Annotated in this window: 18 protein-coding genes; 7 read left to right on the top strand and 11 right to left on the bottom strand. The window is 38.8% G+C overall.

Going from position 1 to position 22,872, the window contains the following annotated elements; all coding sequences use genetic code 11:
• Window positions 1-4 precede the first annotated feature (4 nt).
• Window positions 5-1,636, bottom strand: coding sequence for an ABC1 kinase family protein (locus QGM71_RS12955; RefSeq protein WP_327607983.1), 1,632 nt, complete (start codon window positions 1,634-1,636; stop codon window positions 5-7).
• A gap of 157 nt (window positions 1,637-1,793) precedes the next feature.
• Between QGM71_RS12955 and QGM71_RS12950 the strand changes: the two genes are divergently transcribed.
• The gene (locus tag QGM71_RS12950) at window positions 1,794-3,143 is read left to right on the top strand and encodes a YjiH family protein (RefSeq protein WP_327607982.1); all 1,350 of its coding nucleotides are present in this window, start codon (window positions 1,794-1,796) and stop codon (window positions 3,141-3,143) included.
• 117 nt (window positions 3,144-3,260) lie between these two features.
• Here QGM71_RS12950 and QGM71_RS12945 read toward each other — a convergent pair whose 3' ends face one another.
• The 3 genes from QGM71_RS12945 to ku all read right to left on the bottom strand — a co-directional run bounded on the left by QGM71_RS12945 (window position 3,261) and on the right by ku (window position 6,153).
• On the bottom strand, window positions 3,261-4,088 hold the full coding sequence (locus QGM71_RS12945) for a sugar nucleotide-binding protein (protein WP_327607981.1): 828 nt from the start codon (window positions 4,086-4,088) through the stop codon (window positions 3,261-3,263).
• Window positions 4,089-4,119: 31 nt separating this feature from the next.
• Window positions 4,120-5,130 carry an acyltransferase family protein gene (locus tag QGM71_RS12940; protein ID WP_327607980.1) on the bottom strand — a complete coding sequence of 337 codons (1,011 nt, stop codon included), beginning with the start codon at window positions 5,128-5,130 and terminating at the stop codon, window positions 4,120-4,122.
• A gap of 174 nt (window positions 5,131-5,304) precedes the next feature.
• Window positions 5,305-6,153: a non-homologous end joining protein Ku gene (gene ku / locus QGM71_RS12935; RefSeq protein ID WP_327607979.1), complete on the bottom strand. Its 849-nt coding sequence runs from the start codon at window positions 6,151-6,153 to the stop codon at window positions 5,305-5,307.
• A 111-nt stretch (window positions 6,154-6,264) separates the two neighbouring features.
• Here ku and QGM71_RS12930 point away from each other — a divergent pair, with 111 nt between their 5' ends.
• Entirely contained in the window at window positions 6,265-8,067 is a 1,803-nt protein-coding gene (locus QGM71_RS12930) for a DNA ligase D (protein ID WP_327607978.1), read from the top strand.
• A gap of 405 nt (window positions 8,068-8,472) precedes the next feature.
• Here QGM71_RS12930 and QGM71_RS12925 read toward each other — a convergent pair whose 3' ends face one another.
• The 3 genes from QGM71_RS12925 to chrA form a co-directional block, all read right to left on the bottom strand.
• Complete coding sequence (locus tag QGM71_RS12925; RefSeq protein ID WP_327607977.1) at window positions 8,473-9,867, bottom strand: L-cystine transporter; 1,395 nt, start codon at window positions 9,865-9,867, stop codon at window positions 8,473-8,475.
• Window positions 9,868-10,120: 253 nt separating this feature from the next.
• Window positions 10,121-10,561, bottom strand: coding sequence for an OsmC family protein (locus QGM71_RS12920; protein ID WP_327607976.1), 441 nt, complete (start codon window positions 10,559-10,561; stop codon window positions 10,121-10,123).
• A gap of 29 nt (window positions 10,562-10,590) precedes the next feature.
• Window positions 10,591-11,757, bottom strand: a complete 1,167-nt coding sequence (gene chrA, locus QGM71_RS12915; RefSeq protein WP_327607975.1) for a chromate efflux transporter — start codon at window positions 11,755-11,757, stop codon at window positions 10,591-10,593.
• Between the two features lie 196 nt (window positions 11,758-11,953).
• Between chrA and QGM71_RS12910 the strand changes: the two genes are divergently transcribed.
• Both QGM71_RS12910 and QGM71_RS12905 read left to right on the top strand, forming a co-directional pair.
• Complete coding sequence (locus QGM71_RS12910) at window positions 11,954-12,667, top strand: DUF2294 domain-containing protein (protein WP_327607974.1); 714 nt, start codon at window positions 11,954-11,956, stop codon at window positions 12,665-12,667.
• A gap of 139 nt (window positions 12,668-12,806) precedes the next feature.
• Window positions 12,807-12,986, top strand: a complete 180-nt coding sequence (locus QGM71_RS12905; RefSeq protein WP_327607973.1) for a hypothetical protein — start codon at window positions 12,807-12,809, stop codon at window positions 12,984-12,986.
• A 111-nt stretch (window positions 12,987-13,097) separates the two neighbouring features.
• Here QGM71_RS12905 and QGM71_RS12900 read toward each other — a convergent pair whose 3' ends face one another.
• Together QGM71_RS12900 and QGM71_RS12895 are read right to left on the bottom strand one after the other, a co-directional pair.
• A complete protein-coding gene (locus tag QGM71_RS12900; RefSeq protein WP_327607972.1) occupies window positions 13,098-13,880 on the bottom strand; it encodes a TerC family protein in 783 nt (260 codons plus the stop codon).
• Window positions 13,881-14,141: 261 nt separating this feature from the next.
• Window positions 14,142-15,887 (bottom strand): phospho-sugar mutase, encoded by a 1,746-nt coding sequence (locus QGM71_RS12895; RefSeq protein ID WP_327607971.1) that lies wholly within the window; start codon window positions 15,885-15,887, stop codon window positions 14,142-14,144.
• Between the two features lie 205 nt (window positions 15,888-16,092).
• Here QGM71_RS12895 and QGM71_RS12890 point away from each other — a divergent pair, with 205 nt between their 5' ends.
• Window positions 16,093-17,175, top strand: a complete 1,083-nt coding sequence (locus QGM71_RS12890; protein ID WP_327607970.1) for an AI-2E family transporter — start codon at window positions 16,093-16,095, stop codon at window positions 17,173-17,175.
• Window positions 17,176-17,273: 98 nt separating this feature from the next.
• On the opposite strand, the gene QGM71_RS12885 is transcribed toward QGM71_RS12890, so the two are convergent.
• A complete protein-coding gene (locus tag QGM71_RS12885; RefSeq protein WP_327607969.1) occupies window positions 17,274-18,104 on the bottom strand; it encodes a GNAT family N-acetyltransferase in 831 nt (276 codons plus the stop codon).
• Window positions 18,105-18,192: 88 nt separating this feature from the next.
• Here QGM71_RS12885 and QGM71_RS12880 point away from each other — a divergent pair, with 88 nt between their 5' ends.
• Window positions 18,193-18,372 (top strand): SE1832 family protein, encoded by a 180-nt coding sequence (locus QGM71_RS12880; RefSeq protein WP_327607968.1) that lies wholly within the window; start codon window positions 18,193-18,195, stop codon window positions 18,370-18,372.
• A gap of 460 nt (window positions 18,373-18,832) precedes the next feature.
• On the opposite strand, the gene QGM71_RS12875 is transcribed toward QGM71_RS12880, so the two are convergent.
• Window positions 18,833-20,698, bottom strand: a complete 1,866-nt coding sequence (locus QGM71_RS12875; protein WP_327607967.1) for a cation:proton antiporter — start codon at window positions 20,696-20,698, stop codon at window positions 18,833-18,835.
• Between the two features lie 332 nt (window positions 20,699-21,030).
• Here QGM71_RS12875 and brnQ point away from each other — a divergent pair, with 332 nt between their 5' ends.
• Complete coding sequence (brnQ, locus tag QGM71_RS12870) at window positions 21,031-22,329, top strand: branched-chain amino acid transport system II carrier protein (protein WP_327607966.1); 1,299 nt, start codon at window positions 21,031-21,033, stop codon at window positions 22,327-22,329.
• The last annotated feature ends 543 nt before the right edge of the window (window positions 22,330-22,872 follow it).

The following is a 22,872-nucleotide window of genomic DNA, read 5'->3' as shown; positions in this document are numbered from 1 at the left end:
CTCCCTACGTTTTTTTTCGAATCATACGGTAATGCTTCAGTAAGATTGTATTCATAATTAGAATAAAGAAAACAGTTACCGCTATGGCACTGATTGTCAGAATAGACATTCCCAGATTGAATCCGTAAAAACTAAAAGCAATCCCAACTATTACCATAATAAAGCTCACTGCCTCGAGTAATAAATAAAAGTTTTGTTTCCATTGCTTTTCCTGCTTTTCTTTATCCCATTGTCTATCTCTTTCCCCACTTTCCAGCCAGTTTAACATCGCTTTGGGTAAAGATAAGATTGGCTCGGCTGCATCCTTAGCGTATTGCTTATAAATAGATTCTACTAAAGATCGGTCACCAAACATCTTCTTGATCTTTGGTTTTGCCCATCTTTCAATATCTATATCAGGGTAAATGGCAAATAATATACCAAACACAATAGATATTGCCCTTCCCAAGTAGGCATATTCAGCCGATAATTGAATCGGTTGATCCTTTATAAAAATTCGAATATCGTTTCTTAACTGATCCATTACATGCGCATCTATATTTTTAAATGAACCGTTTCGGTATAATTCAATGGTTTGTTTAATCATCCGATTTAATTTGCTCTTGTCTGCATTAGGCAAGATGAAATTCATTTCGTCCAGCGTTTCGACTATACGGTCATAATCATCCATAATTAGACTCTTGATAATCCGCTTAAAATAATGTGTGTCCTGTTTTCCTACTTCACCGATCATCCCAAAATCAATGATGGATATCATGCCGTCCTTTTGAATGATAATATTTCCTGCATGTGGATCAGCATGGAATTTACCCTGATTCAGAAATTGATCAATATAAAAATCAAACAGGGTCTTCGCTGTCTGTTGTATGTTAATCTGATGACGATTCATGAATTCCAGGTCGGTTATTTTAGCCCCATCTACCCAATCCATCACGAGAACTTTTTTTGTGCTCAGTTTTTCATAGTAATTGGGAATATGTATGGAGCTATTATCTTTATAGCGTTCCTTGAAATAAGTTCCATACTCAAGTTCTTTATGAAAATTTAATTCTCTGTCCATGACAGTTATAAGTTCTCGGTATAATGCTTTTAAATCCGCTTTCTTCCCAAAGCCAGTAAATACAGATAAAATCCAAAACACCATACGCAATGCTTTAAAATCCATTTGGAAAATCTGCTGAACCCTGTAGCGCTGTACTTTAATTGCTACTTCAGTACCACCTGATAATTTTGCCCGATATACTTCACCAATGGATGCAGATGCTATGGACGTTTCATTAATTTCCGCGACATAGTCACCTATTTCGCCTCCCCATTCTTCTTCCAGCAGCCGCTTCGCATAATCGAATGTCATCGGCGGTACTCGATCAACAAGACCAGTAAGCTCTCTGATGAAAACGTCAGGCATAAAATCCGTTCTGGTACTCAGAAATTGCCCTACCTTAATGAGAACTCCCCCAAGTTCCACTGCTTTTATGCGATATTCTTTTGCCTGCTTTACTAATAGCGCATTCCATTTCTGCTGTGTTTTCTCATCCCAAACACTATGTCTCATAGTAAAGAAATAGATTTGGAAAATAAATTTCACCGTCATCCAGACGATAATTGTGCAGCGGTAAATAATGTTATATTTCAACGACTCTCTCACGATAAACACCTCGATAAACTTTACCCGCCAGGTCCCATGAACTAAACAATTTATTACCCTTTATTTAATTCTATTTTATTTCTCTTGGCGTTATACCTATATTCACTTATAATGATTAATGATAGATACACTAGGGGGAATTTATTTGAATAAAAATTCTAATAGTCTGAATAATCACTTAAAATTTATCCTTCCTTCTTTAATAGGTATAGTCTTATTTATGACTCCTGTTAAAACTGAGGATGGGTTTTCCATCCCAATAGCTGTCCTGGCAGATCTCGTTCAGGAGTTGTTGGCCAATCAATTGTCAGCAATCATGATGGTTATAATTATTATTACTGCATTTATGACTGTTCTGGCAAAAATCCTGGGAACGGGTGTTTTTGCCAGTACACCTTTTTTTCAAAAGCTTTTTGATGTTAGTATTTTTTGGACAGTTACCAGGGTCGTTGCTGCTGTCTTTGCAACTATGGTATTTTTCCAGATCGGACCTGAAGCAGTAATCGGGCCCGGTACCGGCCAGTTATTATTGGATGACCTCTTACATGTTCTGTTTGCAGTCTTCCTCTTTGCCGGGTTATTTTTACCCTTATTAATGAACTTTGGACTACTAGAACTGTTCGGTACATTAATGACAAAAATTATGCGGCCTTTATTCAAGTTGCCCGGCCGTGGTTCAATTGACTCCTTAGCTTCTTGGATTGGTGATGGAACCATTGGTGTTCTATTAACGAGTAAACAATATGAGGGTGGCTATTATACTAAAAGGGAAGCTGCAGTTATTGGAACGACATTCTCTGTTGTTTCTATTACATTTACACTAGTGGTAATCTCTTATGTTGACCTTCAGCATATGTTTGTACCCTTTTATGCAACAGTGCTTATAGCAGGATTTGTTGCTGCATTAATCATGCCGAGAATCCCGCCATTATCCAGAAAAGCAGATACGTATATAAGTGAGTCTGCAACTGGTATTGATGAAGAAATTCCTGAAGGATACAATACCCTTACATTTGGGTATCAAAAAGCACTTGACCGAAGCAAGAAGGAAACAAGTGTTGGTAAGTTCTTTAAAGAAGGCGGCCAAAACATACTGGATATGTGGATGGGTGTAGCTCCGATTGTTATGGCGTTCGGATTAGTCGCATTAGTCATTGCTGAGAACACACCATTATTCCAGTGGCTTGGAATGCCTTTTATCCCATTACTGGAGCTGATGCAGGTTCCACACGCAGCCGCAGCTTCTGAGACGATATTGATCGGCTTTGCTGACATGTTCCTGCCTGCTATATTTGCAGCAGATATTGAAGCAGAGATCACCAGATTTATAATCGCAGCTTTATCGGTAACTCAATTGATCTATATGTCTGAGGTCGGTGGCTTGCTGCTTGGTTCCAAAGTGCCTGTTTCCTTTAAGGATCTGGCGATTATCTTCCTATTACGTACGTTAATCACGTTGCCTATTATTACATTGATCGCACATATTATTTTTTAAGGCTCTATTCTTCTAGTTTGTTGCTTATTGAAATTTATACTGGTTAATAGTAAAACAGACGACCAAATCTTGGCCGTCTGTTTTATTATTTTAAAGGGGGTCATTTATTAGTACGTTCTAACCGGACTTTCGTTTCATTAATTCTGCAATTTTATCTGTAATTAATGAAGTGTTCTTTGGTATTTCACAATCTGCCTCTTCGTACTCGGACTCTTTTTCCACATGATCCGGATTGTAGCCCAATTTCTTTGCTGTTGCTCTCATGAATTCATAGTAACTTTGATTGTCTTCAGACCCTGTATTGAAAACACCTGTTACGTCATTTCGCACCATCTCTGCAATGATTCCTGCCAATTCCTCTACATGCACAAAAGTTCTGATTAAATCATCCCGAAAGGCAATCGTTCTCCCGGAGCGCAAATGATAAGACAATTTATCGGTCTGCTCATCCAGTGCACCAATCTGATTTTCTCCATATACTGGGCCGGCTCTTAAAATCACGTAGTTAGACAATTCATTTGTTATAAACCGTTCTGCTTTTACTTTGGCATTCACGTAATTACTGATCAAATGATCGTCTGCCAGCGTAGACAAAGGGTCCTCTTCCTTATATGGACCATTTCCGGCACTGTAAACAAAATCAGAGGAAATATAAATCAGTTTCGTCTGTGGTGTCAAATGTGTTATCAGATGCATTAAACCTCTATCTGTTAATTCATGTTCCTGAGGTCCGTCCATCACAGACCAGACCACTACGTCAGGCTGTTCCCTTTTATAGTATTCAGAAAAAGACTCTGCCTCATTAATATCCAGCTTTTCTAAATCATCATACAGTGGCGGATCATTTAAAAATGTTCCACTAACCTCAATTGCAGAATCCTCTTGTAATAGTTTATAAACAGATGTTCCTACATAACCACTAGCGCCAAATACACAAACCTTCATACATACACCTTCCCTTTTTAAATAATGAATTCTAGGCGTGTTGATTCTTGTTTGTCTTCTGGCTGTATGCCTCTTTCATAATGGAAGCTTTTCCCTCTATTAATGGCTGCCATATGCCAAGAATAGGTCTACTTGATAAAACAAGTACAATAACTGCAGATAAGGCAGCAAGACCAACTAAATCAAACAGATTGTTAATAACAAACATGTCAGCCTGGCGGAAGAATTGAATGATAAATCCGTGCAGTAAATAAACATATAACGTACGTGTACCCAGACTGGTCAGCCTATATTCGGTTTTAGGGATCCACGTCAGTACACTAACCACCATAATGGCAGCAGTCAGGTAAACTAAAAGACGGGCAAACATTCCATATTCTGCCATCCCCAAATCGCCGTATGACTTAGAGGCAAGTAACCAACCAGTATTAATTTCCGGTAAATAATAAATGGCTGCAGCTAAAGCAGTCATTACGGCAACAGAACCAATCCTGACAGATTTGCTTCTAATTGACATCATTTGTTTTTCTGTAATTAAATAGCCAATCAGGAAAAACGGGAAGAAAACAAATGTGCGTGACAGGCTGAATGTGTGTCCTATTTCGCCAAAATAACCAACCACTAATCCTATGACTACAGCCAGACTGACACTGGCCCCAGCCGGTATCTTTTTAAACCAATATAAAAGCAGATGCCAGCTGAATAAACTAAATAAAAACCACAGCGACCAATGCGGATGAAACAGTCCTGTTTGCCAACCTGATTTTCCAATCATCAAATAATAGCCTGAATATAGTAACTGGAAAATAATATATGGCAGTAACAACTTTTTCATTAAATTGAGGATATAATTTATGTTCCCTGATCCTTTAGCAAAAAAACCTGCCAGTAGTATAAACGCCGGCATATGAAATGTGTAAATCCATGTGTAAAGTGTATTCATGCCTCTGGATCCGTCAACAAAAGGCTGGATCATATGACCAAAAACGACCAAAAATATCAGTAGTACCTTAGCGTTATCAAAAAATGCATTTCTCTCCATGCTTCTCATCCCTTTAATCTTGTTGTGATTTATCACTATACCCGTTTCATGAGAGAAATACGTAGGCAATCCGTAAATTTCATAGTGTTGTAACTGCATTGTAAGAGGAATGAAATGGTTGGGGCAGAAATATGGAATGGGTAGAGCAATAAAAATAGCCTCCAGGGAGGCCATTTATGTTGCTGTTTTCTTTTTTTGTGCAGTTGTTTTCGTTTTTCGCTTTGCGGGCTGCTTTGGTTTTGGTTTGGCTTTTTTTGCTCGTTCCAGTGATTCCTGAAGTGCGTCCATTAAGTTATCTGCAGATTTTGGTGCAGGTTTATCTTTTGCCGTAGTTATTTCTTCATTATTTTTCTTTGCTTCGATCAGATCAAGGAGAGCTATCCGGTAGTCATCTTTATATTTTTCCGGGTTGAATTCAGTAGTCAATTGATCAATCAGCATTTTAGCAGTATCCAGTTCTTTTTTTGCAGTAGCTGTTTCCTCTGGCACATTCGGTACGTCCCGTACATTGCGTACTTCATCCGGGTAATGAATGGTCTCTGCAACCAATGTATTTTCATAAACACGAATGACTGCCAATTGTTCTTTTGAACGGATTATCATTTTTGCTACACCTATTTTACCTGTGTCCTTTAATGCATTTAAAAGTAATACATAAGCCTTGCTGCCACCTTCATTTGGCGATAGATAATAACTTTTTTCAAAATATATCGGATCAATTTCTTCCAGCTTTACAAAGTCAACAATCTCCACTGCTTTATCAGCCTGTTCTTTCTGTAAAGCTTCCAGATCCTCTTCATCCAACATGACAAATTTATTTTTGGCATATTCATATGCCTTTACGATCTCTTCTGATTGAATTTCTCGGTCACAAACTGGACAGACCTTTTCATATTTAACAGGCGACTGACATTCTTTATGCAGCTGCCTTAATTTCACATCTTTATTTTCCGTTGCAGCATGCATTTTGACAGGAATATTTACAAGCCCAAAACTGATGGTACCTTTCCACATTGTATGCATTATAACAACCTCCCTTGCTATGTAGTTTGTCAGTCTCAATTATTTTTATCCTGATAAGCATAATAAAACTGTGCCACTATGGAAAGATAACTTGCGAAGGAGTTGTGTGGAATGGACATCATGAAACCAATAGCTAGTGAAGAAATACCTTATGGCAAGGAGTGGTTATATGAGGTAAAGTACGATGGTTTTCGTTGTGTTTTACATTGGGAAAAAGACAGCATACAGCTTATGAGCAGAAACAAAAAGGATTTAACTGCTAGCTTTCCGGAAATAGTGACCTACTGCCAAGCACAATATCCACATGTCAGCAGCTTTCTTCCGCTCAAATTTGATGGTGAATTAGTCGTTTTAAATAACGCTTTTCAGGCAAATTTCTCGTGGATTCAAAAAAGAGGACGATTGAAAAAGACAGAATCCATTATGAAAGCAGCTGAAGCAAGACCTGCCAGCTTTATGGCATTTGATATTCTGCAACAGGCTGGTATTAGTTATGTAAATAAAAGCTATGAAAACCGCAAGTCTGTGTTAACTAGCCTTTTTTATAAATTTCATTGGGACAAGCAATTACAACTAGTTCAAGCATCTGAGAATCCAAATGAATTATGGGAAACTATTTTTAACTATATGGGAGAAGGGATGATTGCGAAGCGTAAGCAAAGTCTTTACAATTCAGGGAAGTCTCATCATGATTGGTTTAAAATAAAAAACTGGCGAACAATTCAAGGCTTCCTTACAGATTTCCATGTAAAGAATGAGTATTTTACGTTCCACGTTTATAACAAGGAGGAATCAGTTGAAATTGGTAAATGCAAGCACGGACTCCCACCTGAAGATTTCCAGACATTAAAGAATCTCTTTTTGGAAAAAGGCGATTACCGTGATGGTGTCCATAAACTTCCCCCTGCTATTTGTGCTGCAGTAAACACATTGGATTTATATAAAAGTGAACTCCGTGAACCTGAGTTTGTTTCCTTATTGCCACATGTGTCTCCAAGTGAATGCACGATTGAAAAGCTTGGTATAGATATGGCTATGTTTCCGGAAAATGTAGACCTTACCAATACGGAAAAAGTCTTTTGGCCAGAGAGTGGCCTTACTAAAGGAGATTTACTTGTATACATAAGGGAAATGGCCCCATATATGATTCCTTTCATGAATGAACGGGTGCTGACCATTATCCGGTCCCCGGACGGTGTAGAGGGTGAATACTTTTTTCAGAAGCACCTTCCCGATTATGCACCTTCCTTTATCAACAGTGTGCTATCTGAAGATAAAGAGAAGCTTATAATTTGCGATGAGCTTAACGCGTTAATCTGGTTTGCTAATCATGGAGCAGTTGAATATCATCTTCCATTTCAACGCGCAGGTAGTATTCATCCAATTGAAGTCGTCTTTGACTTAGACCCCCCAGACAGGGAACGTTTTGGTCTGGCTATTGATGCAGCTATCTTAATCAAACGTTTGCTTGATGACCTGGAGCTCCTTTCTTTTGTAAAAACCTCTGGTAATAAAGGCTTGCAGATTCACATTCCATTAGTGGAAGGCTCCCTGACCTATGATGATACCGCCCTTTTTACTCAAGCAATAGCTTATACGGTAGAGGGAGCACATCCTGATTTATTTACAACAGAGCGGATGAAGAAAAAAAGAAAGGAACGATTATATATTGATTATGTACAGCATGGGAAAGATAAAACAATAATAGCACCCTATTCCACCAGAAAAACAAGAGAAGCAACCGTTGCCGCACCGCTGTATTGGGAAGAGGTTACCCATGCACTGAGACCGGAACAATTTACGATAGAAAATGTTGCGGAACGTGTGAAAACTGCAGGCTGTCCCTTTACTAATTATTTTGCTGCTGGCAAAGAACAGAATTTAAAAGAGGTATTAAGGCTGATCAGGAGCTGAATTAGTTTTGGTGAGTCGCATATAAATCAAAGAGGTTGGGACAAAGGAGGAATTATTCAGGAAAATCCGAACAATTAACGCCTGGGCAAATGTACCGCTTCGGCAAAATACTTCGCTTTCCGTGGGCACGGCCTCTTGCTCTGCGGCTGAAAGTCTTTATTCCCGATCTTGGCCTAAAAGGCCCACCGAATGGGTCTGCAAAGCACAAGCCCTGTTTTAGTCGGCCTTCCTTTATTTTCTCGATTCGATGTTGACTTCGATTAAGGAGGTTTCCGGAAGGGTGCTAGGCAATGTGCGTTGAAGCCGGCCGAGGCTGATTCGGATGTTAATTTATCCACAATCTCAAAATTTTATAGTTTCGCTAGACAATAAAAAAACCGCTCCATCAAGGAACGGCTTCATTTTTTAAAGTGACGTGCTTTCTTCTATTTTGTTTTTATCATTAAATGTTTCGACATTCAACTTCTTTAAAATTCTGGATGTCAGTGTACCTGAAACCATCGAGCCATTTACATTCAGTGCTGTACGTCCCATATCAATCAGAGCTTCAATGGAGATCAACAGACCTGCTAATGCAACTGGAAGGTTCATTGAGGACAACACAATGATTGCTGCGAACGTTGCTCCCCCACCGACACCGGCTACACCAAATGAACTAATACCAATAATTAGCACCAATTGAATTAGGAAACCTGGCGAGAGTGGATCAATGCCTACAGACGGCGCAATCATTACGGCCAGCATTGCCGGATAAATCCCTGCACAGCCGTTTTGGCCCATTGTAGCCCCAAAGGAAGCTGACATGTTGGCAATTCCCTGGTCAACACCAAGTGACTTCCTTTGTGCTTGAATATTTAATGGAATGGTACCAGCACTTGAACGGGATGTGAAGGCAAACCCCAATACTGGCAAAGCCTTTCTTAAATATGTCATTGGATTTAATCCAAACACACCCACCATAACTAAATGCACAATGAACATGATGAACAATGCCACATAAGAAGCTAGCACAAATTTACCTAGTTCTAATACTCCTCCAACATCAGTATTTGCTACAGTGTTCGCCATGAGGGCCAGTATACCAAATGGCGCCAAGCGTAATACGATCGTTACGATGCGCATAACGACACCATAAAAAGCATTAACAATTTTAGTGAACATTTCTGCCTGTTCCGGATTTTTTCTGCGCAGACCAAGAACTGCAACCCCTACAATCATCGAAAAAATAACAACCGCAATGACTGATGTAGGTCTGTCCCCTGTCATATCCAAAAATATGTTAGACGGAATAAAGTTAAGAATTCGTTGAGGTGTTGATTGATCCTGCACATCACCTAAACGTGTTTCCAGCATCGTTCCTCTTTCACTTTCCGCTTGACCAGCCTGAATCTGCTCTGCATTTAAATCAAATAACGTAGCTGTTCCAATTCCAATTAGAGCTGCCACCATAGTAGTACTGATTAATATGCCGATGATCCATGCTGACATTTTTCCCAGCTCAGCTGTTTTTTCCAGATTAATAATCGACTGGATAATTGAAACCATAACTAAAGGTACGACAATCATCATAAGTAAACGGATATACCCACTACCTACAATACTGTACCACTCTGTAGTTTGAACCAAGACTTCTGAACCTGCTCCGTAAATAGCCTGCAATAAGCCACCTAATACAATACCAAGACCCAGCCCTGTAAATACACGTTTTGTAAATGAGACGCGCTTCCTTTGCATGTAAATAAGTAGTCCGATGATAGCTAGCAAGACTGCGATATTAGCTAAAATAAATAATAAATCCATAATTTTTCTTCCTCCCAATATTTATTGCTGTTGTTTTTTTCCTATTATATGCAGGATTTCCAGCTATGGTTCTCTCTTAATATCAATAATTCCGATGAATTTAGTATGACTTATATAAGATACAATGATTTAGATGACGTGTCAAGAATAATTCCTGTTTTATTTATGCACAGTTTTCCGCAAAATAAACGTCAGGCTGGCTATGTTAATCCTTTTAAAAAAGATGCTGAACCATTAATGGTCAGCACCTTTTTCACTTGCTATTTGCTTGAACTACTATTTCAACATTGCCTTGGACAGCTCGTGAAATCATGCAGCTCTTTTCTGCTTTTTCAACTAATTTATTTAATTTATTATAATCCTCTTCTACACCCTCATCTGTTAAGACTACAGTTGGTTTATGAATGATTTTCTCATATGTGAAAACACCATTCGTAACATCTACAATTCCTTCTGATTCAAGTGACATACTTAAAAGAGGCAAAGCAGCCCGTTCAATCATCGCAGCTAACGTTATAATATAGCACGTAGATGCAGCTCCCAACAGCATTTCATCTGGATTGGTCCCAATACCAGGTCCTCCCATTTCAGGTGGGATGGAAATTTTGGTCTTCAGGTTACCTGTTTCCAGATACCCATCACTGTTTCGGCCACCAGGCCAATCTGCTCTTAAATAAAAATGATGTGCTGTCATGTAATAACCTCCACTAAGTATTTCTTATGTTATACAAAATCAAAAAAATAAGCTATCCCCTCACCTGCTACAATACCGATTATGACAATCATCCAGGCTGGTAATTTCCAAAAATGCAATAAGGCGAACAGCAGGAGGGCCAACCCAAAATGAGCGCCGTTATTAATAGATGTTGTAAATACAGGATTATAAAAAGCTGCCAATAATATACCTACAACACTCGCATTTACTCCTGTTAATATCCCTTGAAAGCTTGATCGTTTACGTAATTCACTCAGAAATGGAAGTGCTGCAACAATCAGAAGAAAGGAAGGCAGAAAGATAGCAATTGTCGCGACTACCGCTCCTGTAATCCCACTGATCATGGTGCCTAAGTATCCTGCAAATGTGAACAACGGTCCAGGTACAGCCTGGGCCATTCCGTAACCAGCCAGAAAGTCATCTCCTGTCAGGAGTCCGATTGGAACAAGCTCTTGTTCCAAGAGAGGCAACACTACATGACCTCCTCCAAATACAATAGAGCCTACTCGAAAGAATATATCGAAAATGGTTATGTAGCTATTCGATAGAGTCTGCGACAGAATCGGCAGTATGACTAGTAATAATCCTAATACAGATAAAGAGATCAGTCCTTGTTTTTTTGTAACAGAAACGGAGAACGACTTTACATCCGTCTTCCCTTGTTTAGAGAACATAAAATATCCAAGCAGCGCAGCACCTGCAATAATCGAGATCTGTACAATTGCTGATGGAAAAAGAAGCATGATCAAAGCCGCTGCTATGGCTATAGCAATCCGTGGTCTGTCTGGAGTAAGCTTTTTGCCTAAACCGATAACAGCATGTGCTACTACCGCCACTGCTACAATTTTTAAACTGACGATCCATGCAGCACCACCTAAGGTAAACGATTGGTAGGCAAGTGCAAACAATACGAGTACCAGTACAGATGGAATCGTGAATCCGAACCAGGATACAAAACCACCCAGAAATCCACCCCGCAACATACCGATTGCGATTCCAACCTGACTACTGGCTGGACCGGGAAGAAATTGACACAATGCAATAATATCTGCATAGGTCTTATCATCAAGCCACTTTTTCTTATCTACGTACTCATCTTTAAAATAACCCAAGTGTGCCACAGGACCACCAAAGGAAGTTAATCCAAGCTTCAATGAAGTTAGTAAGATTTCCATTCGCGAATGATTCTTAACTATAACCACCTCCAGCATATTCTCATTAATACAAAAATAACATAGAAATGCTTAGAGATAGTGAAATTTACATAATTAAAATAAAAAAAGTTTGTTTTCCTTATATGAGTGGAAATGCTATACTATCAACAGGGATTGTAAAATAATGTACAATCCTTCTATGTAAAGGATGTAATAGATGGATAAAAAGACTGTCGAATCTGCTATAGCGAGTTCCACAGGAAGACTGTTGCGTGATAACTTCGGCAAGGGGCCGGGCTCTATTTACGTAACTGTTGTGAAACCGTTTATAACCATATATTTAAAGAGCTTTCTGGCACCAATGGAAAGAGTGCTTCTAAACCAGGATAATACTTTGCGGGTTCAAGAAACACGGGACATATTAATGAACGAATTACTTCCAGAGATTAAGCTGATTTTCTCTTCAGAGACAGGAACAAAGGTTTCACGTGTATTTTATGACTGGTCACTGGAGAATAAAACTGGAATGATTTTTGCTGAAATGGATTCCATTGAAAATGAAACGGATGAAGAGTTTCTTAGTTATCAGGCAAAAGACGAAGTCCATAATGAAATAGATCGCTTTACAAAAAAGGCACAGAAATCGCCAAGAGAGCTTCGGTCATTTAAGCTTAATTCCCGAACCATTATATCAAAGCGTGAGGATATACTCGTGCGTATTGAGCAGGAATTAATTGAATCCGGGTTCGAAAAGCAACTGAGGATTTCCAAACGACGTCTTGAAAAGAACCTTATTAATCGAGGCTTTTTGGAGTCTGTTTTAAATCAGGAAATACAAGACATTTTCGTTGATTGGGATTTTCACAACGATATAGGTTATGTGATATTTGTACTTCTCCCAGATAAAGTAAAGCTTAAAGAAGAAGATTAACATTAACATCACTGCTTGCGAAGCAGTTACTAACATAGATAGGTGGGAATGTCTGGACGATTGTGCCAAGACATAAGCCGAAAAGGTATTAATCCTTTTCGGCTTTTTTTATTGAATAGTTTTAGGGGGGGAAGTAACCGTGTATAAAGTAGTTGCAATTGGAACAAATAAAGTACGTGCATTCTTAGCTATGGAAGAAAAACAAATGACATTCAAAACATATCGTGAAGCAGAAGACTTTCTAATAAAAACGAATGAAGCTGGGATTTTACCAAATAATTATAGCTTAACTATTGAAAAAACGATCAAGGAATTATAATTTAAGAATACCCTTTCTTATTGGTGGTCATGATTTTTCTTTAATACAATCCATTATGCTTTATCTCAAAAAAAATGAAGCAACCACTTCCCTCGTGGCTGCTTGCAGAAATTAGTTATTCACATTATCCTTCATTTTTTTAACCGTACGGCCTGACAGGAACCAGCCGAAAACCGCAATACCGATTAGCACTGTATAAAACAGTACCTTCCATAATGTTGAATGCGGGAAATCATGCGGGATCCAGGCAACGTCTTCATGTGCTAAAACGATTAAGGCTAATTTCACTCCAACCCAGCCGACAATTACAAAGGCTGCTATTTCCAGACCCGGGCGCTTATTAAGCATTTCAACAAATATATTAGCCGCAAAGCGCATGATTATTAGTCCAATCATACCACCAGCAAACACAACTAAGAATTGACCTGTATCCAAGCTGCCTACTGTCCCAAGTCCAGAAGGCGGAAGTGCCACGGCTAAAGCTACTGCTGCTAAAATGGAGTCAACAGCAAATGCTAAGTCAGCGAATTCCACTTTTACAACCGTCATCCAAAAGCCACTACCTTCAGCACCTGCAGGTTTGTCCTTTTCCTGCACTTCTCTCACTGGTTTAAGTTTGTCATATAAATGCTTAATTGACATAAATAATAAGTAGGCTGCTCCCAGTGCTTGTACCTGCCATACATCAACGAGAAATGATATGACAAATAACGAACCGAAGCGTAATACAAATGCCCCAGCCAGCCCATAAAACAACGCTTTTTTACGTTGTTTTTCCGGAAGATGTTTAACCATAATTGCCAAAACCAATGCATTATCTGCTGCCAGCAAGCCTTCAAGACCTATTAAAATAACTAATACCCATAAATACTCGATAAGTAATTGTACTTCCAATTTAAGCTCTCCCTATAAACAAAATGGTCCTGCATACAGATAAGAACCATCAAAAAAAGACCCTTACCTGTTCAGTGGTAAAGGTCTCGCAAACAACGTCCGTTGCCAACCAAGCCGGAGATATTATCTCGTAATGACGACTTAAGCTGTACAGCTACTCCCCTTTAGGAATATTATATTACTTTATTAAAACTCTTTAAGAAAAAAATGTCAACTGCTATCTTACTTAGTTATAGTTTAACCACCCATGTTTCCAACTATTCATTTTGCATAAATAAGTTGATCAATCATCTTGTCCATTGTTTCTTTTATAGAGGCCAGTTTCTGTTTACTGTCTTCCGGACTTTCTCCACAAACACCGTAATAGCATTTAATCTTCGGTTCTGTACCTGAAGGACGCAAACAAACCCAGCAGTTTTTTTCCAGGACGAATTTCAGCATATTTTCTTTCGGCAGTCCAATAGTTTCTTTTACATGCAAATTGCCATGTAACACGCGCTCACTTGTTAAATAATCCTCCGCTTTCTCTACTTGAAAATCTGCTATTTCAGTTAATGGATTTTGACGGATCCCGTCCATTATTGCAGCTATTTGATCGGATCCTTCTTTTCCTTTCAGTGTTAACGAAGACATACCTTCTAGGTAGTAGCCATGTTTCTCATACAGAACATCTAGTGCTTCAATAAGTGTCTTCCCTTGTTTCTCCCAGTAATATGCCATTTCACAGGCCATCATAGCTGCTTGTACAGCGTCTTTATCACGGGCGAAACTACTGATCAAATACCCATAGCTTTCTTCATAGCCAAATATAAAGGTTTCTCCAGTTGAGTCAAATTGGCGTATTTTTTCTCCAATGTACTTGAATCCTGTTAATGTATCAATTGTTTTTACTCCATATGAATCAGCAATAGCCCGACCAAGTTCAGAGGTAACAACTGTTTTTAACATACGTGCGTTCAGTCTTATAATGCTATCACTGTGTGAAAGAATGTAATCGAGCAGCAGAGAGCCCAATTGGTTCCCTGTAAGTACTTGATAGTTCCCTGTTTTATCCTTTACAGCAACACCTAAACGATCGCCATCAGGATCCGTACCGAGCAGAATGGACGCATTTGTTTGCTTGCCCTGTTCTATTGCCAGCTTAAACGCCTGATGTTCCTCTGGATTTGGTGATTCTACCGTAGAGAACTCAGGGTCTGGTTTCGCTTGCTCTTTTACAACCTCAACATTTACAAAGTTTAATTGCTGCAATCCTCTTGTGACAAGATCGTTTGCTGTCCCGTGGAGAGGGGTGAAAACAATTTGCGTACCCTTCTCTTTTCCATGTTCGGCTGGATCAAGTTTTGAAATCAAAATCAATTGTTCCAGGTAAGCATTATCAACTTCTTTTCCTATCCAATTAATTAACTCGTCTTCTTCCAGTTTTTCTTTCTCCATAACAGGCACTGTAAACTCGTCCTCTGTTTCTTTAATCGACGCAATAATTTCTTTCGCTTCATCGGGGGTAATTTGCCCACCATCTTCATTATATACTTTTAAACCATTGTATTCAGGTGGGTTGTGGCTTGCTGTAATCATTATTCCTGCCACTGTACCTAAATAGCGTACTGCAAACGAAAGAAGTGGAGTTGGGCGTAACGCGTCAAAAACGTGAGTCTTTATCCCATACGCGCCAAAAACTTTGGCTGTTTCCACCGCAAACTCCTGTGACATGTATCTGGAGTCATAGGCTACAACCACACCTCGATCCTTTACATTTACTGTATTTTTTAATAAGTAACTTGCAAGGCCATTAACTGCTTTTCTTATCGTATATATATTCATCCGATTGGTTCCAGGTCCAAGAACACCCCTGATGCCCCCGGTTCCAAAAGTAAGCTCTTTATAGAATGCATCCTCTAACGCCTTGTTATCCCCTTTTAACTTATCCAGATCGAGTTTCAAAGATGATTCCAGATTTTGAAATGTCTTCCACTTTTGATAGGCCTTTCCCCAATTGCTGCTCATATAAATTTCCTCCACTATGTATAGGTATAATATGCTCAAATTTTAGCATACTTCTAGTGAATATTCTATCTGTTAGAAAAACTTGACGTTTATGTCATCCATATTGAGGAAAGAATTAATAAAAAAGTCAGGCATTTACTTCCTATTAGTTGATTTTACAGTTAGAATAGAATGTATATAAATTGGATAAAGGTTGTGGTGTTCCATGTTAAACAAACGCTGGTTTCAAGTGCTAGTATTTTTTATTTTAGTCTTTCTATTAATCTTGCTGATTTCTAATACAGGATTCATATTTAATCCGTTTTTACAATACATTGGGGCAGTAGCACTTCCTATTATTGGAGCTGGCATCCTTTATTACTTAACAAAACCGCTCATGCATTTCTTTGAACGTTTTAAAATCCCGAGGATCGCCTCCATTGGGCTGGTCTTTCTTGTACTGATTTTACTTCTATTCCTATTTATAATATATATTGCGCCTATTACCCAGAGGCAGTTTAACAACCTCCTCGATAATATTCCAACATGGGTAAAAGGTGTAGAGATTTTCATTGATTATTGGCAGGCGAATTATACTACCCTTCCAGATCAGGTTCTTAGCGCAATTAATAACTTTACAGAAAATCTCGAATCCTATCTTGAAAATATATTAAACTCTTTATTTGGGTTTATCGGCCAGCTTATCAGTATCGTTGCTGGTATTGTATTGGTTCCTTTCTTCCTCTTTTTCATGCTTAAGGATGGGGAAAAGCTGGTTCCATTTATTACCCAGATTTTTGAAAAGAAAAAAGCTGAAAACATCCGCAGCCTACTGGGGAAAATGGATGAAGTGCTAACTGCTTTTATCCAAGGTCAGCTTATTGTTAGTTTCTTTGTCGGTGTATTATTATTTATTGGGTACTTAATCATTGGATTGGAATATTCTTTAACACTTGCTTTATTCGGTTTGATTATGAACGTTATTCCTTTCATAGGGCCGTTCTTATCTGTTATCCCTGCAATAATTGTTGGTGCATTTCAAGATCCGATGATGATGGTGTGGGTAGCTCTGGTTATGATTGTTGCCCAGCAGATTGAAAGTAATCTGATTTCGCCTAATGTTATGGGTAGGGCATTGGAGTTACACCCACTAACCATTATTACCGTTATTTTAGCCGCAGGCAGCATTGCCGGATTCCTTGGCATTCTGTTCGCCGTACCGTTCTATGCTGTGCTTAAAACGGTAATTGTTCATTTTTATAAAACCTATGAGAATTCTAAAAAAGAAAAAGATGATGCTTTAATTTAAATGCACTTTTCGTAAGTTTTGTTGCTTTTCATTCTATGTAAGAGTCAATTTCAAAAAAGGCACCCAGTACTCATTTCACAGTACTTGGGTGCCTTTTTTCAGTCTTCAAAATGATAGACAATGGATGAACCTACTTCATAATATCCAATTTTTTTATAGATATTATTTGAAGTTGAATTTAGCTTATCTGTATATAAACTGCAAAATTGAAAACCTTCATCCAGCAGTTTTTGACTTAATGCCGCTACACTATTTGTTGCATAACCATTTCTTTTATGCACATCTGGTGTGAATACCGCATTAATTGTTGCTCCGTTTCTCGTTTCCCTTGATCTATTCACCATAGAAACAATCCGCCCATTAATTTTCCATAGATAGGCAGAACCATTTTTGATAAAATTCGATGCAAGGGTTTGCGCTTGCGGGATAGAAATTATTTCATTAGCTTCTTCTCCAAATTGATACAACCAGCCAGCTAATAGATTGTTATCTTTATCAGTGGCTTGAATTAATTTTCCCTTTGTTGATGGTGATACTTTAACTGCATCTAATTGATATATTAATTGGTTCATATGAACTGTGGATTTTTCATTTCCCCACATACCAATAAACGCATCAACATCTTTAACAGGACCTAAAACTCCGGGCACTTTATATTTTCCCTCTTTAAGGAAATTTACTACTGCTTGTATCGCGCGAAGATCAACGTTCTCTACATCAGATAGAATCCAATTATTCGGAGGTGTTTGCATAAATGCGTAGATAACCCTCCCATTATCTTCAACATAACCTAGAATACTGTCGACTTTACTTTTCGCAAGTCGACCCATTAACCCAAGCATTAAGTTGTTGCACGCTTCTTTTTTTAGTAGCATGTATTCCACTTTCTCACTATAGCATTTCACAGTCGGAGCAATGTTCACTATCATCTGTCTGCCTCCCTTTTCTACTAATACTAAAGAATTCTCTTGTTTTGTAAAGCCAAAATCAGCTACACTAATATCAGAGGTGAAGTTAATGAGTAAACAAGCGTTACAAGCTAAACTGGATGAATTAAAATCAGATTATGTCCGTATTCAAAGTGATATGGATAAGTTAGAATATGTCCGGGGAAGGGTTTCTTCTGCTGAAGGACAACTAATCCGGTTAGAAAAAGAAATCGCTGAGGTCAATCAAAAGCTTGATGAATTGGATTAACGGAACAAAGGCGCAAGCGCCCGATTAGGGACGTACGGACTGCGCCCGCGCATCGCGGGTGGGTCGACGTTGCCGCGCAAAGCGGCGTAGTTAGTCGATCTTCCACTGCCGCAGGAGATAAAGGAAACACGGCGACCGGAGGGAGCGATGTTGACTTATCGTACGGAGGTGCAGGAAGTCTCGCTAGTCCCTTGGCGCTGGCCGATGAATACGCCACGTCCTGTGGCTTCATCGGCACTAGGACGTCCTGTCCGTCGAAGCTGGACGTGGCTGTTTAAGAGTAAGAATTAATTGCAGCCAAAATTTTATACTTTCCTACTTTGTTAGAAAACTTGGTATCCGCCAAGTCTTTGGGCGATGCCTTAGTTGCACTTATGCAGAAAGAAATATGGTTATACTTTCTTTACTGCCGAGAAATTAAAAGAGTGAAGCCAGCGGGCTTCACTCTTTTAACTTTTTATCAGGTTGCATTGCCATTACCTGTAGTGTTACGCTGATTCTCAAGTTTTGCTTCAATCTTAGCTTTTTCTTTACTAGGTGGTGTTAAGCTTACAATTGTATCACCGATTACAGGGACAGTCCGCATCTCTTCTGAGTAGAACTTAATCTGTCCTGAGCGTTTAATCAAATAGAGGAAAACTGTCGAGTCTTCTCTTTCTGCTACATATTGTTTGTAATTATATTGAGAAGTAAGGGTTGTTTGTCTAAAGACAAACCCGTTGTTCAACTTATCATTCAAGTCATCCATTGAAAATTTCTTATCAAATAAAATCCTTCCGCCTACTTTAGAGACAATTTCAGTAGAGCTGCCTCCCTTTAATTGCTGATGCGGACTAATCTTAAATACATTCGTTCGACCATATTCAGGCATAAACGTCGTGCATACTAATGAATTAAAAGCATGATCGTCAGTTAAAGTAATCAGATATTCATATGGAATGGTGTCAAGGTTATACTCTGTCTGCTCAGACAGCATATTTCCATGATAAAAGGCAACTCCACCTTCACGTGCTTTACGCAGCCTTTCCCATGAATGATCGACAATAATTACAGGCACCTTTGCCTTAGATAAGGATTTTGCAAGTTCAACCGTAAACGGATTGCTTCCTACAATCAAGGTACCAGGTCTTCCTTCCATGGATAAGTTCAGCTTCTTCGCCAACCAGCCGATAGAGAAACCATGTGCAAGAACAGTAAAGAACACAAGCCCAAACGTTAAGGTAGTAAGAATATTTGCATCTTCATACCCGGCTTCCAATAATACATTTGCAAAGTAACCAGATACTGTTAGTGCAACAATACCTCTTGGTGCAATCCAACCAACCAATGCTTTTTCATTCAAGGACAATCCAGTTCCTATTGTTGACAGGAAAATGGATAAAGGACGAACGATAAACATCATTAACAGCACATAGCCTATAATACTCGGGCTGAAAATCTGCATTAATATTTCCAGTTGCAAGGATGCCGTCAGCATAATAAATATTGCTGATATTAATAAGAGTGAAATATTTTCTTTAAAGTGACGCATATCTGAAATGGAACTGATTCCCATATTAGCAAGCGTAATTCCCATTGCTGTAACAGACAGCAATCCTGTTTCATGCATAATTTCGTCAGCTACTGTGAAACACATAATAACTACAATAATAACCGCCGGAGATTTTAGGAATTCCGGGATGTGGCCTGTTTCAAACATCCAGCCAATTCCTTTACCACAAGCCCAACCAAATACAGCAGCAAAAATGGATGCAGCAAAGAACAACGTAAGCGCCGCACCATCTGGGTCACTAGCAGTTATATAAGTTATAATTTCAAAAGCAAATACAGCTAGAAGTGCACCTATTGGGTCAACAATGATACCTTCCCATTTCAAAATCTTAGCCGGTCTTGGCTTCAGTTTTGACTGTCTTAGTAAAGGCATTATTACAGTCGGGCCTGTAACTATAAACAAACCACCGATAACAAATGCCACAGCCCATGACAAGCCTGCTACATAATGTGCAGCCAGAGAGCCAAGTATCCAAGCAATAAATGCGCCGACGGTCGAAATACGAAAAATCGGTTTACCTAATCCACGTAGCTCTTTAAAACTTAAGTTTAAGCTACCTTCGAATAAAATAATTGCAACAGCAACAGAAATAATCGGACTATATAAACTGCCAAAGTCTTCTTCCGGATTAATCAAACCTAAAATTGGACCGACCAGCAAACCTGTAATGGCCATTACTACAATAGCAGGCATTCGATATCGCCAAGCCACCCATTGCGAACCAATCCCTAAGAGACCAATCAGCATTACTTCAAATAAAAGAGATGGTACCATCAGTTACCTCCTAACGAGAAATATAGGAACATTCTATAGGTGAATGGATGGAATGTAAACAATGTAACTCATTTTCTTCAAAAAAGTAATTAATCAGACTTTAAAGAACAGTCACAGAATGTTCAATATTTGCCTTTTTGTTACATTGACAACCCCTAACAGGATTGTTAAGATTAATTTTGCTTTTTGTTTTGTATAAAATATCAGTCGAATTATCTGATAATATTGAAAATAATTTGTTCTTTATTGGACATATTATTAACTAGCTTTTTATTTTTTAATGGTTTTTATTTTGGGATTAATTTCCTACAAACATCTAGGAGGACTACTTTATGAATAAAGACACCTTTATCATAGGCTTTATGCTTTTTGCATTATTTTTTGGTGCTGGAAACTTAATCTATCCACCAATACTGGGAATCGAATCGGGAACTTCTTATTGGGCCGCATTTGCCGGATTTGTTATCACCGGAGTTGGCTTACCAATTCTAGCGGTTACAGCTATTTCTTTTGTTAAAAATGATGCTAGAGAGCTGGCTGACCGGGTACATCCATTATTTGGACTTGTTTTCACTTCCATGGTTTACCTGACAATAGGACCAATATTTGCTATTCCGCGTGCAGCTACTGTCGGATACGAAATGAGTATAGAGCCATTTATGGGCGGTGCTTCCTCCCTTGCTCTATTAGTCTTTACAACCATCTTCTTTATATTAGTATTTATTGTCAGCTTAAATCCTTCTAAAATGGTGAATCAAATAGGTCGTTATTTGACACCTATATTACTAATCGCTATTCTAGCTTTAGTAATTGGCGGATTATTATTATTGGACAGTCCCCTGGCTGAACCACTCGAGCGATACGCTACTGCTCCATTTTTTACTGGCTTTGTTGAAGGCTATTTAACAATGGATGCCATTGCAGCATTAGCATTTGGAATTATTGTAGTAAATGCGTTAAAAGAGCGTGGTCTTACTACGAAACAAGAGCTAGTAAGAGCTACATTAAAAGCGGGGGCAGTAACAGGAGTTGCTCTAACTACCGTTTATGCGAGTATTGGATGGATTGGTGCAAAAATGGCTGCAAATGGTCCATACACAAATGGTGGTGCACTCTTATCCGATGCAGCGAATAACATGTTTGGCACATTTGGAACCCTGTTACTTGGAGTAATTGTTACACTTGCCTGTTTTACTACTTCCGTCGGTTTAGTGGTTGCATGCGGGCAATTCTTCAATCGAGTAACATCTATTCCATATAAATGGATTATTTTAATCACAACGTTAGCAAGTTATTTAATTGCAAATCAGGGACTAGCTACCATTATTAATTTCTCTGTACCTGTACTTGTATTTATTTATCCAATTGCAATTGTTCTAATTATACTTACATTCATGCATAGGCTATTTAACGGGGCAACTGGAGTCTACCGGGGAGCGATTGCAGTTACTGCTGTCATCAGTTTATATGACGGCCTAACCGCGTTCGGATTTGATTTTCCAACCATCTCCCCAATAATGGAAAGTCTTCCGTTTTTCGCTCTTGGATTAGGCTGGCTTGTCCCAGCAATCATTGGTGGTTTGATCGGATTACTATTTAAACAAGGTAATCAGCGTGTACAAAATAGTTAAGACAATAGCATATATCATGTACAAGGGCCATATCTTTTCCAGATACGGCCCTTGTTCTATCTAAAGGATAGGTAGGAATGTAACATTTATTAACGATCTTAACCAATTTATCCCGCGCTTGTTCAGCTTTATCCCGCGATCAACCCTTTGAGCGTCAAAAGGGTCCAATCTTGTACGTGTGCCGACTCGACCGTTCTGGCATGACCGCTGCCCCTGCCTTCATTCAGCGGTCGCTTCGCTTAATCCCGCGTTCAATCTGGTTTATTCAGCGATCAAGCCTTTGGGCGAAGTGTATTTTTCCGTAGTGGTAGCTAACAATCTATTCCAGAGTTACGTCACCTTTTATATATTTTGTGTCAAAATCAATAGCAGGACGAGTAATCAATGTCTCCCCTGGAATACTGCTATGCTTTTGTACCGAGTAATCGCTTGTACAGATAAGGGTACAGTCTCAATCTTTTAGAAACCAGTCTTTATATAAACTACCATTTCAATAATAAACACGCGGTTTTCAAAAAAATATGTTAGGATTATTTTTAGAGG

It is taken from the genome of Virgibacillus tibetensis, from assembly GCF_036026595.1.
GTDB lineage: Bacteria > Bacillota > Bacilli > Bacillales > Amphibacillaceae > Virgibacillus_P > Virgibacillus_P tibetensis.
This window is presented reverse-complemented; position numbering and strand designations above follow the sequence as displayed.

What these genes read in the sequence shown, in the direction of transcription:
- QGM71_RS12945 (WP_327607981.1), bottom strand. Translation starts at nt 4,088, where the DNA reads ATGAAGGTTTGTGTATTTGGCGCTAGTGGTTATGTAGGAACATCTGTT.
- QGM71_RS12940 (WP_327607980.1), bottom strand. Translation starts at nt 5,130, where the DNA reads ATGGAGAGAAATGCATTTTTTGATAACGCTAAGGTACTACTGATATTT.
- ku (WP_327607979.1), bottom strand. Translation starts at nt 6,153, where the DNA reads ATGCATACAATGTGGAAAGGTACCATCAGTTTTGGGCTTGTAAATATT.
- QGM71_RS12930 (WP_327607978.1), top strand. Translation starts at nt 6,265, where the DNA reads ATGGACATCATGAAACCAATAGCTAGTGAAGAAATACCTTATGGCAAG.
- QGM71_RS12925 (WP_327607977.1), bottom strand. Translation starts at nt 9,867, where the DNA reads ATGGATTTATTATTTATTTTAGCTAATATCGCAGTCTTGCTAGCTATC.
- QGM71_RS12920 (WP_327607976.1), bottom strand. Translation starts at nt 10,561, where the DNA reads ATGACAGCACATCATTTTTATTTAAGAGCAGATTGGCCTGGTGGCCGA.
- chrA (WP_327607975.1), bottom strand. Translation starts at nt 11,757, where the DNA reads ATGGAAATCTTACTAACTTCATTGAAGCTTGGATTAACTTCCTTTGGT.
- QGM71_RS12910 (WP_327607974.1), top strand. Translation starts at nt 11,954, where the DNA reads ATGGATAAAAAGACTGTCGAATCTGCTATAGCGAGTTCCACAGGAAGA.
- QGM71_RS12895 (WP_327607971.1), bottom strand. Translation starts at nt 15,887, where the DNA reads ATGAGCAGCAATTGGGGAAAGGCCTATCAAAAGTGGAAGACATTTCAA.
- QGM71_RS12890 (WP_327607970.1), top strand. Translation starts at nt 16,093, where the DNA reads ATGTTAAACAAACGCTGGTTTCAAGTGCTAGTATTTTTTATTTTAGTC.
- QGM71_RS12885 (WP_327607969.1), bottom strand. Translation starts at nt 18,104, where the DNA reads ATGATAGTGAACATTGCTCCGACTGTGAAATGCTATAGTGAGAAAGTG.
- QGM71_RS12880 (WP_327607968.1), top strand. Translation starts at nt 18,193, where the DNA reads ATGAGTAAACAAGCGTTACAAGCTAAACTGGATGAATTAAAATCAGAT.
- QGM71_RS12875 (WP_327607967.1), bottom strand. Translation starts at nt 20,698, where the DNA reads ATGGTACCATCTCTTTTATTTGAAGTAATGCTGATTGGTCTCTTAGGG.
- brnQ (WP_327607966.1), top strand. Translation starts at nt 21,031, where the DNA reads ATGAATAAAGACACCTTTATCATAGGCTTTATGCTTTTTGCATTATTT.